Origin of the sequence: Myxococcus sp. AB025B (assembly GCF_006518215.1) — a bacterium.
GTDB classification, from domain to species: domain Bacteria; phylum Myxococcota; class Myxococcia; order Myxococcales; family Myxococcaceae; genus Myxococcus; species Myxococcus fulvus.
Genome location: NZ_SRLW01000117.1, coordinates 1 through 15,076, shown reverse-complemented (window position 1 = coordinate 15,076; position 15,076 = coordinate 1). Strand labels below are relative to the sequence as shown.

Genomic DNA, 15,076 nt, shown 5'->3' with positions numbered 1-15,076 from the left:
GAATTTATTCCTTGCCCGTCTGACTCGTGGCGACGGACGCGGCGGCGTCCAGACGCTCCGGGTGGGTCTTCACGGCAATGCGCTCACGAAGCTCCTTCATGAGCCGCGCCTGCGCGTCACGCCGCGCGTCCGACTCCAGCCGCCCTCGCGCTTCCTCGAAGGTCGGCACCACCGTCTTCATGTCCGCGACGGCCTCGAGCAGATGCAGGCCGTACGCCGTGGAGAACGGCCGCGAGCGCTCGCCCTTGGAGAGCTGCGCGGCCTCGGTGAAGAACACGTCGTCCACCTGGCCCTCGAGCACCGGCCCCAGGTCTCCGCCTCGCGCCGCGCTCACCGTCTCCTCGGAGGTCTCGCTCGCGACCTTCTCGAAGGACTCACCGCCCGCCAGCCGCGCGAACAGCGCGTTCATCCGCGACTGCGCCCGGGCCCGCGTCTCGTCGTCCGCGCCCGGAGGCACACGCACCAGGAGCTGCCGCACGTGGACCTCGCGGCGGCCGAGCTGCTCGCGCGTCGCCGCGTAGCGCTCCCGCAGCCGGGCCTCGGTGGTGACCTCCGCCAGGTGCTTGTCGAGCAGCGCCTGGGCCAGCACCTCGCGCTCGGCGCCGCGCAGGCGAGCCTGGACGGACGCGTCCTCGTGCAGCCCCGAGCGTCGGGCCTCCTCGGCGAGCAGCGAGCGCTCGATGAGCGCGTCCAGCGCCTCGCCCGACGTGGGTCGTTCGCGCGAGCTGCGCGAGGCGATCAGCGCGGAGACGTCCGCCTGGGAGATGTCGCGCTTGCCGACCTCGGCCACGAGGCCCTCGTCCTGGCAGGCGCCCAGGGTGAGCGCGAGCAGGACCCACGCGCAGCAACGCCATGCGCGCCGGAGCCCCGGGCGCATCGCGGTTCGGTCTTCAGGGCACACGACGCCGTCGACGGCGCCCAAGCCGTCCGAGACAAAGAGATGCACAACCCCTCCCGCCTGCGCCCTCAGGGCGTCCCAGGCATGTCGATGCTCACCGAGCCCGTCTCACGCAGCCGGGCCAGCAATCCTTCCAGGACCTTTCGCTTCCACTGCGGCAGCGCCCGCCCCTCCACCTCCGCCCTCACCTCCTCGAACGCCGGCACCCTTGCCTCCCGGCGCTCCAGCAGCCGCACCACCGAGTACCCCTTCGCCTCCGCCACCACCGCGCTGGTGTCCCCCACCTTCTTCAAGCCGAACGCCGCGCTCTCCAGCTCGCGGTCCGGCAGGTCTCCCCGCGCCACCCAGCCCAGCTCCCCGCTGCGCCCATCCCCGTCCGCCGCCACCTTCTCCAGCGCCTCGCCGGACTTCAGGCGCTGCGCCAGTCGCTCGGCCTTCTGCTTCGCCTGGGCGCGCTGCGCCGCCGTCGCCGCGGGCGGCACCACCACCTGCACCCGCGCGAGGCGCAGGCGCTCGGGCTGGGCCAGTTCGTCGCGGTGCTGCTGGTAGTACTCGCGCAGCGCCTGCTCGCCCGGCGTGCCCGCCGCCTTCTCCTCCTCCGCGAGCAGTTCCTGGATGACCAGCCGCTCCTCCAGGGCCTGCACCTGCTTGTGGATCTCCGGCTTCTGATGGAGGCCACGGACCCGGGCCTCCTGGGCCAGCAGGCGCTTGTCGATCATGGAGCGCACGAACTCGCGCTGACCGGCGGGGCGCTCGAACTGCTCTCGCAGGGGTGAGGGCAGCCGGGCGGATTCCTCGGCCAGCTCCGCCTGCGTCACCACGCCACCGTCGAAGCGGCCGACCACCGGGCCCGCACCCGCGTGGGAGGGGCTCGCGACGGGGGCCGGCTTCGTGCAGGCGGCGCACAGCGCCCACGCGACCAGCAGGACCCGACGCGTCCGTATCGTCCTTGGAGGGACGCTTTCCTTCCGCCCGTTGGACCCAAAACGAGGAACGACGGGATTCGCACCTTGCGCCATGTTGGATATACGATTCAGCGCCACTTCTTGGTTGTCGCTTCACGCGTTGCTTGCGGCTTCCGCTCGAGAACGCGGAGCTCCCACACGCAAGGTGAAGGCCCCGAGGTTGATTCCACCCATGCACACGCGCTCCATCCGAACCCGAGTCCTCTCCGCCGCCCTCGCCGTCCTCGCGCTCTCCGCCTGCGAGGGAGGAGGAGGCGCGGGCCCCGCGAAGCAGGCGCCACAGGACTCGAGCCCCGTCGTCGCGGTCATCAATGACCGCAACCTGACCGCCAACGAGGTGAAGGCGAAGCTGGACGAGCAGCCCCTGTTCGTCCGCAACCGCTACGCCACGCTCGAGAAGAAGAAGGAGTTCGTCGACAACCTCGTGCGGTTCGAGCTGCTGGTGCAGGAGGCCCGACGTCAGGGGTTGGAGGACGACCCGGAGATCAAGGCGACGGTGGAGAAGGTGATGGTGCAGAAGCTGCTGCGCAAGCAGCAGGAGGCCGCCGCCGGCAAGCTCGACGAGCCGGAGCTGCGCAAGTACTTCGAGGAGCACCAGTCGGAGTTCGTCCGGCCCGAGCGCGTGCGGGTGAGCCACATCTTCCTGGAGGCCCCGCAGGCCGACGCGGGCAAGCGGGCCCAGGCGCGCACGGCGGCGACGAAGCTCCTGGCGGACCTGAAGGGCAAGGAGGCGGGCCCCACCAAGAGCGCCTTCGAGCTGGCCGCGTCCGAGCAGTCGCAGGACCCGGTGTCCAAGTCCTCGGGTGGAGACCTGGGCTTCCGCAGCCGTGAGGAGCTGACGCAGAGCTGGGGCACCGCACTGGCGGAGGCGGCCTTCGGGTTGAAGACGCCGGCGGACATCAGCCACGTGGTGGAGACGGAGAAGGGCTTCCACCTGGTGAAGCTGCAGAGCCGTCAGGTGGGAATGGACCTGTCCTTCGAGCAGGCCCGTCCGCGCATCGAGGCGCGCCTGTTGGGGGAGCGCCGCTCCAAGGCGATGGAGGGGTTCATCGATGGCCTGAAGTCGAAGGCGAAGATTGAAGTGAAGGACGCCGCCCTGGAGCAGGTGAAGATCGAGGGCGCGGACAACAAGGCCGCCGAGCCCACGACGGCGCAGCCGTAGGATTCGACGGAGGTCCTCCGAGCCGGCGCACGACTCGCGCCGGCTCGTGAGCCCCGAAGCAACTCAGTGGCGGCGGATGTTGAGCTGGATGCTTCCAGCGTCCTCCGTCGTCAGTCCATCCACGACGATGATGATGGCTTCATCCGCCTGCAGGTCGACATCGACCCGCGTCGGGTAGTCACTCCTCGCCGGAGTGCCGTCACACACCAGCACCTGCTCGGGGCGACAGGTCGGCGGATACACCGCGAGCACCGTACCGATGCTCGAGCCCGCCGTATCCACCTGGTAGGCGCCCGCCTCCGGTGCCACCCAGCGGAACACCTTCTCCGGCCCCGTGTATTCGTAGCCGCACTCACCATGTTCGATACGACTCGTCCCTGACGTGTTCGCGGTCGTCCAGATGGGCAGCGGGCCGGTCAACAGCACCTCTTCGACCCCTTGGCAGTTGGCGGACTCCGTCGTCCCCGAAGCCGACACACAGTCCGGGTCCTGAGGGAAGTCCACCCGCCCATCCCCATCGTTGTCGCGCCCGTCCGAGCAGACCGGAAGCACCAGCGGGTCCTGCTCGTCCGCATCCATCATGGACTCACACCCGGGCTCGGCCGGGAAGTCGACCACCCCGTCACCGTCATCATCCAAGCCGTTTCCACACTGGAACGGCATGTCCACGGTCAGGACGAAGTCCGTGGCGACGCTGCCCTCGACGGTGGCCACGACATGCTCGTTCGCCGCCAGGACGACGACCATCTCGGTCGAACGGGTCTCATCGGTGAGCTGGCACCAGCCGATGGAAGCACCACGGCAGCTGTCCTCACGCAGCGCGAGGTACGCGGACCGGACGCTGTCGATTCGGAACCGGTAGGCCCCCGGAACGGGAGCGACGAAGTCGTAGGCATTGACGTGAGGACTGAACGAGGACGCGCAGCGTCGCACGGGTCCGCCCGTCCTGGACGTCCTTCCCGAGACCACCCACGGGGCCGACGGAAGGCTCGTGGTGGGGATGACCTCACCACAATACGACTCGTCATCATCCGCGGCGCTCATGCAGGACGGATCTCCCGCCGGACCATAATCCATCCGCTGGTCCTTCAAGCCGTCCGGCTCGTTGTCCAACCCATCACCACACGCCGGGACCTGGACAGGGTCGGTCTCGTCGTCGTCCTCGGGACTCGTGCATCCAGGGTCGAAGGGGAAGTCGGTCAGACCGTCCCCATCGTCATCGATGTAATCGGAGCAACGTGGCAGGCGGCACTGGAACTCCGTCAAGGACGGCACTCCTCCTGGCGCGCTCCGAGGGAAGCACTGCTGCCCGTCGCCACACCGGACCCACGGTTGCCACGGCGCGCAGGGGGCATCCTCGTCCAGGAGCCCGCTGATCTCGACCTGTCCCGTCCCACTTCCCTCGACGACGACGTATGCGGGGCCGGTCTGGTCGACGCGCAACGAAGCCACGAGTCCGCTACTCCCCCCCGCGGAACGCGCCCGGCACACGGCATCTCGAGTGGAGAGGGCGCACACGTTCCTGAGCGACAGGCCATGGACTTGCGCATCTCCGTTCACGGAGAGGTAGCCCGGTCCCGGCATGTGGACGCCGAAGACACGGTCACCCCACTGCACGCCAGGGGCCGAACAGACGAGGTGCTCGTCGTCCTGGGCTTCGTCGAAATCCAGCGTGAGGACAGCCCACTCCGCGCTCTCCTCCATCACGGACATCAAGTCCACCGGCTCCGCGCAGGTCTCACCCTCTCCACCCTCGGAGTCTCCAGCCGCGCTCGAGCACCCTGGGTCCTCGGGCCAGTCCGTTCTCCCATCTCCGTCGTTGTCGACCTGGTCCGAGCACGCGGGCAGCGGAACCGGGTCTGTCTCGTCGTCATCCTCCGGGGAGTCACAGCCAGGATCGTTCGGATAGTCCGCGACGTCGTCACCATCGTCGTTGTTCAGCCCGTCGTTGCACTGGTGCGCCACGCAACGGTGCTCAGGAGCACCCGGGGCTCCCACATCCAGGCAGGACCCCAGGGAACAGACGAAGGCCTCCGACGACGGAACACACAACGCCCCGAGACCCAACACCGCGCGGGAGAGCTTCACCCCCTCGGAGGAGTCCATCTGCGGGATGAAGATCTTCGCGTTCCTCGAGAGCGGTCCCGTCCGCAGCTCGTAGTTGTCGACACGACAACTGACGGAACCGACCACGGGTGTGCACCCGTCCGCCATGTCCTGGACGAACAGGTAGGGCAGCGTGCGCCCCGCCGTGGACGCGAGCACGAGGCTCTCGACCGGGCCATCGAACGGCAGCGAGTGCCACGACCCGAGGCCCCAGATTTCGCCGCGACCACAAGGACTCGTGAAGGTCGGGTTCACCTGGACGCTCGTCGGACGGAAGTCCACGCCCGCGAGCATCGGGACCGCCGTGGCACATGACGCACCTGCCCCCGCGGCCACGACCGGCACCGGGGTGGAGAAAGCGCTCCCCGACAAGCCGAGTGTGTCTGTCGCCGTCGCCTCGAACATCGAGGTGCCAGGGGCCGAGGGCGTGTACATGCCGGTCAGCGACACGCCGGACGAGGGAACCTCGCTTGGCCCTCTCTGCGCGAACGTGCTTCCATTGGCCACCAGGCGCATCGAGGAGAGCGCCTTCTCGTCGAAGGCCTTCGCGTCGACTTGCATGGACACACCAACGACACCGTAGCTGGGCCGAGGCTTCACCTCGAGCAGGGGTGCCGAATTCGGCGTCACGGTGTAGCGATGCGTCGAGTGGGTCACCCGACCTCCTGAATCCGTCGCCAGGACGCTGACGTCGAGCTGACCTGCGGAGAGGTCCAGCACGCCCAGCGTTCCCTCACACTCTTCAGTCGAGGGACACGTCACCGTCCCCTGGACGGAGCGACCATCCGGCAGGGTCGCGGTCATCGTCATGCCCGCCATTCCCGACACATCGTGGGCCAAGGCGAGGATCTCCACCGGGTACCCAAGCACCAATCGGGTCGCGTGAGGCCACGAGCCCGCGTAGTGCTGGACTCTGGGCGCCTGGTCCTCCTGGAGATAGACCTGGTAGTACCGCCGCACCTCATGACCTGACGTGTCTGTCGCCATCGCCATGAGCACCAGCTCATCGCGTCCCAGCAACCGGGGGTCCGCGAGCAGCGGCAGCGTGAACGACGCTTCGAGCCCCCCGCCCTGGGCCTGCGTGATGAACTCTGGAGCCGCCCCCCCCTCGATGCGCAGGCGATCGACATACGTCGCGCCGTAGACAGCCCAGACGCTCACCATGTCCAGGTCGTCATCCACGTCGAAAGCCTCGACCTGGATGGAGACCGTGCTCCCCTCCATCTCTCCCGAGACCATGAACGAGTCGATGGTCGGAATCGCCACCAGCGGCGTCACGACATAGCGCAGCTCCCCCGTGTCCAAGCGCTGACCCAAGGTGTCCTCGGCGACGACCCGCAGGGACACGGTGTCCCCCGGCCTCTTCGCGGACAGTTCCAGCACATGGTCGAGCGTGTTCTCACTGTCTCCCCAGCGCTGGTGATTGCTGGCCACGACGACCCCGTCGACATAGAGCCGCAGCACGTTGGGGCCGTCATCCACCACCGTCAGGTGGATGGGGTTCTTCCGGGGAGCAGCGAACAAGCGCACCGGCAACCCACGCAGGTCCTGGGGAATGCCCGCGGTCTGCTGCCCCAGGAGATCCACCGACTGGCGCACCGAGTGCCCCGCGCTGTCGATGACATCGACATGCAGCGACACCCAACCCAGGCTCTGTGGCGGCATGCGGACCGAGGAGGAATACCGCCCCATCCACCCTGGCACGGGCGAGAGCATGCCCAGGAAGCCATCCTCCACGCTCGTGCTCACCGTGTACGGGGGATGTCCCCCCTGGACCATGGCCACGACCTCGAAAGACTCTCCCGAATAGAAGTATCTCCCTCCCGAGGGGGCGACGATGGCCGCCGAGAGAGATTCCGAAACAGGCGGAGTGCCCGTGAGCACCCTCCTGCTCCCGGAGACACCGGTGATTCCCGCGGCCCCATGGGCCCGGGCCTGGAGCACCCATTGCGTCCCCGGAGCCGAGCCGACGGGCACTCGCCACTGACCTCTGGAAGCCCCCGGCTCCAACCGGGACCATGGGGCTCCGTTCACCAGGAGGTCGACATCGTCCACGTTGACGCCGGAGGACCGCGCCTCGAAGGTGACGACCTCGCCAGGCATCGCGACGGTTTCATCTCCAGGGCGAGACAGCTCCACGACGGGCGCCGGCATGATGACGGAGGGAGCGGAGAAGACGCTCACCCCGGCCGATCCTCTCGCCACCACGACACTCTCCCCCACCAGGACGGCGTCCAGCGCGCCCGGAGCCTCCAGCCGCACCAGGAGCACGGGCTGGGGCGGCTCCACGTTCCAGAACTGCACGTCCTGCTCCGTCGTGACGAGCGCGAGACGCCCGCTCATCCGGATGCGACGCACCGGGGACTGCGTGCTCGCGGAGCCTCGTTCGACCAAGGCTCCGGCGACATTCAGCGTGAAGACGCGCACCCCGGTGGCCCCACCCGCGAGCAGGAGCTCTCCCTCCATCGCCACGGCCTGAACCGCCTGGTCCGAGAGACTGGCGCGACGGAACAGCGCACCCGTCTTGTCCAATTCGACGACGCCGAGGCCCGCGGCGCCACGCGCGACCAAAGCGCGACGTCCGTCTCCAGCGACATCCAAGACCGGCCCCTGCAGGTCGAGCGTCCTCGGCACCAGGACGTCTGGCAGCTCGGCGGTCGAGACACTCCCCGCCCCCACGGCCCACAGACGCCCGGACCGGACCTGGAACCGCTCCACGCTGCCCAGCGCCGCCAGTCGCACGTCACGGGTTCCATCCGTCACATACAGCCCGTCTGTCGCCCGCTGCGTCAGCACGCCCAGGGTATTCGCATCGAGGAGGAAGAGGTCCGCGTCCAGCCCCTCCACCTGCCGCACCGCGGAACGCGCCGACACCGTGAGCTGACTCGACGGTCGGAACGGCAGGCCCACGTCCACCAGGGAAGCGCCCGCCAACCCCGCGGCCGTGATGACGCCGCGCCGCGCGGGCGTCAGCCCCACCACCGCGTCCGTCGTCTCCCACGTCCCTTGTGCCGCGCTCGTCGAGCCCTCGGAGAGCTGCACCAGGGACTTCAACGCGAGCCCCTCCTCCGTGGCCGCCATCAGCACGCCTCCCGACACGCGCAGCGCGCGCGCCGCGAGAGCCTCTCGGCCCACCACGCGGAGCGCGTGGGGCTCGCGAACGTCCACCACCCGCAGGACTCCGTCGTCTCCCGCCACGTACGCCCGCCCGGCACTCGCCACCACGGCGTTCGCGCGGCTGCCCAGACCGATGAAGCCCTGGGCCGTGAGGCTCGAGGCCCCCAGCGTGCCGACCTGGACTCCCTCCTCCGTGCCCACCACCACCGTGCTTCCGTCGACATCCACGACGAGCGGCGGCCCTGAGAACGGGGCCGACAGGGCGGCCTCGTAGCTGGGAGGAGGCGTCACGCTCACGCGGGCCGCGTAGAGCGTCGAGTTGTTCGCATAGAACAGCCGCTCTCCCGTCACCGCCAGCAGCGGTCCCGTGGACAGCCGGGTCATGTAATGGACCAGGTTCGGCGCCGCGGGATTCGACACGTCCAGCTCGCGCACCGCCGACTGCTTCTCGGCGACGAAGACGCGACTGGAGGCCTTGAGTGACGTGACGTCCTCGGACGGCGCCCAGCCCACGACCCGAGGCGTCTCGGGACGGGTGACGTCCACCACGAACACCCGACCATCCAGGAGCGTGACGAGCACCTGCTGTCCGATGACCGAAAGCTCCTTGGGAGCGCCCCCATCGACGCGCACCGCCCCCAGCGGCGTCACGAACACACTGGCTCCGGCATGAGACAGCCGTCCCAGCGAGACTCCCGTTCCGGTCGCCACGGCCACCAGGTCCCCGAGCACCGCCACGTCCTTCGCGCCCGCGAAGATTCCGCCATGGACGGTGGTCTCGGGGGCCGCGATGGGACCACTCACCTCACGCTCCTGGAACCTCTGCGTCAGGTTGCCTCGGGCATCCATCGCCCAGGCCTCGACGCGAAGCAGGCTCCCCGGCGGTGTCCCCGGAGGAATGACGTAGCTCACGGCGTTCACGCCTGTGGCGACGACAGTCCCTCCCAACCTCACCCGCAGGCCGGAGTCCGGGGTGACGCGGGCCTCGTCCGTTGCCCGCATCGTCGCCGCGAGCGTGGAGCCCGCCACGACCACGGCCCCAGGAGGATCCACCTCGAACTCGACGATGGCCGGTCCCGTGGTGTCTTCCACCACCTCGGCCTCGACTGACGCGCTCGAGTGACGCCCCTGGCCATCGACCAGGCGGACCTCGATTCGCACCGGCGCGCTCGCCACCCCCGCCGGCAGCTCCGGCATCCGGAGGATGGCTCGCGTCTCGGGCGATGCGAGCACCACCTGCTCCACGAGCGGCTGTCCCGCCAGGCCCACCGAGAAGCTCAACGTGAAGTCGGAGATAGGAGCCGGCCCGGTGAAGCTCGCCCGGACTCCCACGGCCTCTCCCTCGACCAGCTGCGCGGGCACAGCCGACAGAGAGAACAGGGGGCCCGACGGCTCGACGGACGGCAGGATGAACACCACGGAAGGCGTGGAGATGGCCACCCGAGTCCCGTCGGTCGCGACGGCCTCGAGCGTCACGGCCCGACCGAACTCCTCGGTGACCCCCAGCACGGGAACGGACAGCACCGCCCGGAGCGAAGGCGCGTTCACGGTGACCGTGTCGAGCACCGTCCCGCCATCGCGCAACGTCACGGTGACCGCCCTCACCCGTGCCGGGTCGACGAACACGGGCACGACGTCCATCATCGAACCTTCGAGCACGTGCGACTCGGAACGGAGCGCGACGAACTCGGGCCCCGCCCCTGCCCCCGGCGCCGTCAACGTCACCGTGTCCTCGGCGGAAACCGTGTTGCCCGCGAGGTCGTGCACCCTCAGCTCCAAGTGAGCCGTGGCCCCGGTCAGGGGCAGGTCCACCGCGACGGGCACCCGACCATCCAGCACCTCGACGGTCCGCCCATTCACCCTCAACTCCGCCACATACCAATTGAAGGCGTCCGAACCGTCCTCCACCGCCGCCGTCAACGCGAGCCGACGCCCCCAGGTGCCCGTCTCCGGCGCCACCAGGGACACGACCGGCACGCCAGGCCCGCGGCCCAGCGGCAGCCGCGCCACCGTGTGCCCATCGGCTGCGTAGAGTTCACCGGGCCCCGCGGCGGCGGCGCCCAGCAGCGCCGGGAAGTCGCCCACGCTCGACGGATAGGCCCGGCCCTGCACAGGGAGGGACTTCACGTCATGGACCTTCAGGCCTTGCTCCGTCCCCACGACGAGCCACGGCCCCAGGACCGTCGCCGAGCGCGGCGTTCCGTGCAGCTCCGCGCGCGAAGCGCCCATCGCGTAGAGACTCCCCTGCACCACCTCCTCGAAGCAGTGGACGAAGCCGAATCCACTGTCATCTCCCACCACGCACGCCTGGTCCTCGGCCGAGGCCGCGACCCACGTCACATCACGGACCTCGATGGAGGCCCCCCGCTTCGGCGCATAGGGCACGGAGAGGTCCACGGTCGTCAACGTGTCGCCAGTGAGCACCCAGGCCTGCTTCCCGTACACAGAGACGGACTGGACCTCGGGTCCGGGCAGGCGCCCCAGCAGAGCACCGTCCGCGGACCGCACCTCCAGACCTTCCTCGGAGCCCACGAGCACCCAGGCACCCCGTGCCGAAGCCAGGGCCGTGGGAGGACGCCGCAGGGGGACCGTGGTGACGAGCAGGTCCGGGACGGAGAGCAGCTCGATGGCCCCCTCTCCCCCCCGCTTCAGCGCCACCGCGAGTCGATCCTCCACGAACGCCAGCCCCACCGCGCGCCCCTTCAGCTTGCGCGAGGCCAGGACCTCCAGGGCGTTCCGCCCACGCAACTCGACGACAGACTCGCCCGTCGAGTCATCACGGACGACGGCCCAGACATCGCTCCGCGCCGCGACTCCCACCACCGGCGCCGCGGACTCGGCCTTCACGCTCGCGGCCTCCCGCGCGAAGACCTTCAGCACGCCCTGACGGGCCACCGAGAACGACTGTCCGGTCCCTGGCAGGGGTTCCACGACCGCGAGCACGGGGGCGGACTCGTCACCCAAGGGCAACGGGAAGCGGCCGTCCGCCGTCGGAGCAAGGGCCTCTCCCGAGACACGCACCGAAGCGGTGGTCGCCAGCGCCATGCTCGTGTCATCGACGTGGAGACTGGACCCGCCCAGCCAGACAGGGCCTTCGGGCCTCGTCGCGACCCGCAGGTCGGGCGACGGCACGGACGAGTCATCGGTCACCCAGAAGTGCTGCACCACCGGCTCCGAGCTCCGCCCCTCCAGGTCCGTCGCCACCGCGTGGACGGGGATGCGGTACGCCTGGGTCCCCACGAGCGGTGGAATCCTGAACGCGTGGCGCCAGGGCGCATGCGTCAGCGTCACGCGCTGGACATCGAGGCCGAGCGTGACCGACGCCACGCCCGCCGGAGCGACGACCTCCACGACGACGTCCAGCATCTTTCCCTCGACCAGGGAGTCCTCGTTCCGAGGCGAGAGGAGGCTCACGTAGGGCTTACCGGCGCCTTGTGCCGCCGGTACGACGGTCACCTCCAGTTGCGCCTCGCCCTCGTTCCCCCGGCCATCCCGGGCGACGACCCGGAGCTTGATCGGCGTGTCGTCCTGGACCGTCGGAGCCACCCACCGCACGGGCCGAGGCAGCCCCTGGAAGGTCGCGATCTCCCTGGTGGTCCCCGTCCCCTCCTTCTGCTGGAAGGTCGTGGAGACCACTCGCGTGTCATCCGTGACGGAGACCCGGAGGTCCATCGCGGAGCCCGAGTAGACCTTCGCGCCCTGCGCGGGCATGAGCCACGCGACGGTCGGCCGGGTGACATCCGGCTCCACCGTCACGTGCAGCAGCGCGGGAGACGAGCTCTGTCCGCGTGAATCAATCGCCACGGCCACCAGCTCATGGGTCTCGGATGCATCTCCCGACAGGGACAGCGCGAGTGATTCATCCAGAATCTCCTCGCGCTTCGCGGTGATGGGGACGCGCCGCAACGGCACGCCATCCATGCTCAGCTCGATGGCACGCAGTTCCTCCGCGTCCTCGGCGCGCAGTTGCAGCGTCAGCGACGTCCCCTCCGTCTGGCGGACGCTCGCGAGCGCCGGCTGAGTGAAGCGCACGGACGGCAGACGGTCGTGGGTCAGGCTCACCGTCGCCGAAATCAGTCCCACGTTGCCGCTGCCATCCGTCGCCCGTGCCAGCAGCGAGGACGTCCCCCCGGCCGGAACGGAGCGCCACACATGACGGAACTCGTGGGTCGCCGCGTTCGAGACCGACAGCGGAACCCCGTCCACGAAGAACTCGACCTTCGCCACACTCCTGCTGTCGTCCGTCGCCTTCACGATGAACGCATGCTCCGTCCCCACGCCCAGCACCGCGTTGTCCACGGCCTCGGCCCTTCCCACGAAGGCGAGCGAAACCGCCGGCGACACGGTGTCCTCCACCGTGAAGACATGGGACAGCGGCCCGGAGCGGACATTGCCCTCCAGGTCGTGGACGTTCGCGAGCGACAGTCGATAGGTGCTGGCGGACGGAAGGTCCGCCGAGCCCTGCGGGCGAGTGAACGACACCGTCGCTCCGGAGACGCTCAAGGCCCCGGGCATCACGACACCCGTCGCCAGCGCCGTCAGGGTGGCGGTGGTCGGTGCCTCACCGCCGGTCCCCAAGCGCACGGGCTCATCGAACGTGGCACTGAAGACCTTCTCTCCGGCGGCGACAGCGCCGGCGGGTGAGAACATCGGCTGTGCGGTCGGCGCCTTCACATCTCCACGGCGAAGCGCCTGAGGCAACGACACGCTGCCGCCAGGCTGCGTGGCGAACAGCGTTACCCAGCCTTCGGGGCCTGGGGGAACGAGGACGTCCACGCGACCTGTCGTGACGTTCCTCGTCTGAGCTGGAGCACCGTGCTCGGTGAAGCGGACCTCGAGTCCTCGCGTGAAGCCCGCGCCCAGCAACGACACCCATTGACCCGCCAGGTCGATCTTCGACGGAGCGACCTCTGAAACGCTCAACGGAGCGGTGTAGATGAATCCTCCCGCCACCTCCGCGCTCCCCGAATCCGTCACGACGCGAACGCGGACGGGCCCCGCATACGAGGTGGGAGGAGCCAACACTCGCAGCTCCGAGGACGACGCTTCGTGCGTCGGGTCGTCCACGGCCAGCGAGGAACCGAAGTACACCCGCGCCCCTGGACTGAAGCCTGTCCCGGACACCGTCACCACGGTCCCGCCCGCCGTCGGCCCGTGGTCAGGACTGAGCAGACCGACCGAGACCTCCGGAGCCTGCGCGCCCCCCCGGACATCGAACGTCCAGGGACCTCGGAGGTATCCGCCCACGAAGGACGTCGGCTTCAGCCCGACCCGCGCCGTATAGACGCGGCCCGCGACCAACGCATCGCGCGGCTGGAAGCGCACGGACGCCCCAGACCGGGTGACGGCCGAGGCATGGACCTCGGTCTCTCCATCCAACAGCTCGAGCGTCGAGCCCGTGACCACGGAGAGCGGGAGCTCACTCGCCACCGACACCACCACGGGCGCCCCCACCATCAACTCGGCCCCTGGCCGCGGAGAGGTTCGGGAGATCGTCGGGTACGGCAACGTGTCGAAGAGCTGGGTCCGCCCGACCTGGCTCACCAGCGCGAAACCATCTCCCAGCAGCGCCTTCGGCGAAACCCTGGCGCCATGCGTGAAGAAGGTCCGCTCCACGAACGCTGTCGATGCCGTGGTGTCGACCCACGAAGCCCGCTCGGTTCCCACGGCGAGGAGCCAGGGCCCCGACAAGGCCAGCGAGCGAGGCATCGCGCCGCTCCCGCTCGGTGCGGTCCAGGAGCCGAGGCGCCTCGGCAGCAGCGGGTCCGTCACGTCCACCAGGTGTGCGGACGCCCCCGTCGCCACGGCGATCCGGCTGCCATCGACCACCAGGGCATGCGCCGCCCCAGAGAGGTTCTGCACCTGACTCAGCGGGCGCAACGCACCGTCCTCGAGACTCCGCAGCTCGAGTCGGGACATCTGCTGCTCCTCCAGGAGGAGCGCGAGCGACGGGCCCACCACGCCCAGGCCCGCGATGCGCGCCGGAACCAGCGATTGCTGCGCGACCACCTTCAGCCGCGCCTGCGCCTGCCCGGGTTCACGCAGCGCCGCGAGCACCACCAGCTCGCTTCCGCCCGCGGCGACGACCGTCGTCGCGCCAGGGGTCGCCGCCACGGAGGACAAGGACTGCCCGGACACCAACGGGACGCGGTCGACCTCCAACGGGTGGCAGCCCACACCAGGGCCACTGCCACAGGCCCCCAGGTCGTAACGCACCACCTCCTGCTCACCGAGCAGGACGGCATGGGTTCCCGCGACGCTCAGCGCGGTCGCGTTCCCCACGCCGGGGACCCGTCCCAGCTCCAGCTTGTTGCCCGAGGGCGACAGGTCGATGGCGACCAGCTCGTTCTCCTGAACTTGGAGCAACGTGTCGCCCACGAGCGCGCTCGCGGGGCTTCCTTCCGTCAGGTCCTCACGTCGGGCCAGGGTGAAGGTGAATCCTCCCGGCAACAGGCTCACCATGGAGCCTCCCACCGAGGGCGTCTCCACCCTCACGTCCACGGGCCCCACGAGCCCGTCTGGCAACGTCGCCGTCAGGGTTCCCGTGACATCCACCGAGGTGGCACGCGCCGGGATGCCGGAGAACGTCACCCGAGAGCCGGCGTAGAAACCCTCGCCATGGATGCGGATCTGCTCGCGGCTCATCGTCTCCGCGAAGGCCGGCTCCACCTGGGTGATCTTCGGCGAGACGAGGTACCGGTAGGCGCCCAGTCGCGAGGCGGACAGGCCGTCCGCGTTGACGACCTCGACCGAGGCCGCCCCCACGACTCCTGGAGGGGCCGCGACGGTGACTCGGGTCCCGCCCTCCCCCACCGAGCAGCTCCCAGC

The 15,076-nt window shown here is 69.6% G+C and carries 4 protein-coding genes; 1 reads left to right on the top strand and 3 read right to left on the bottom strand.

Translation table 11 applies throughout. From position 1 onward, the window contains the following. Window positions 1–4: 4 nt before the first annotated feature. Together FL311_RS20505 and FL311_RS20500 are read right to left on the bottom strand one after the other, a co-directional pair. A complete protein-coding gene (locus tag FL311_RS20505; RefSeq protein ID WP_141327318.1) occupies window positions 5–877 on the bottom strand; it encodes a peptidylprolyl isomerase in 873 nt (290 codons plus the stop codon). Between the two features lie 89 nt (window positions 878–966). Further along, entirely contained in the window at window positions 967–1,743 is a 777-nt protein-coding gene (locus FL311_RS20500) for a peptidyl-prolyl cis-trans isomerase (RefSeq protein ID WP_194869284.1), read from the bottom strand. 292 nt (window positions 1,744–2,035) lie between these two features. On the opposite strand from FL311_RS20500, the gene FL311_RS20495 reads away from it, so the two are divergent. Further along, window positions 2,036–3,025, top strand: a complete 990-nt coding sequence (locus FL311_RS20495; protein WP_194869283.1) for a peptidyl-prolyl cis-trans isomerase — start codon at window positions 2,036–2,038, stop codon at window positions 3,023–3,025. A gap of 63 nt (window positions 3,026–3,088) precedes the next feature. On the opposite strand, the gene FL311_RS20490 is transcribed toward FL311_RS20495, so the two are convergent. Then, window positions 3,089–15,013: an IPT/TIG domain-containing protein gene (locus FL311_RS20490; protein WP_141327312.1), complete on the bottom strand. Its 11,925-nt coding sequence runs from the start codon at window positions 15,011–15,013 to the stop codon at window positions 3,089–3,091. Window positions 15,014–15,076: the final 63 nt, after the last annotated feature.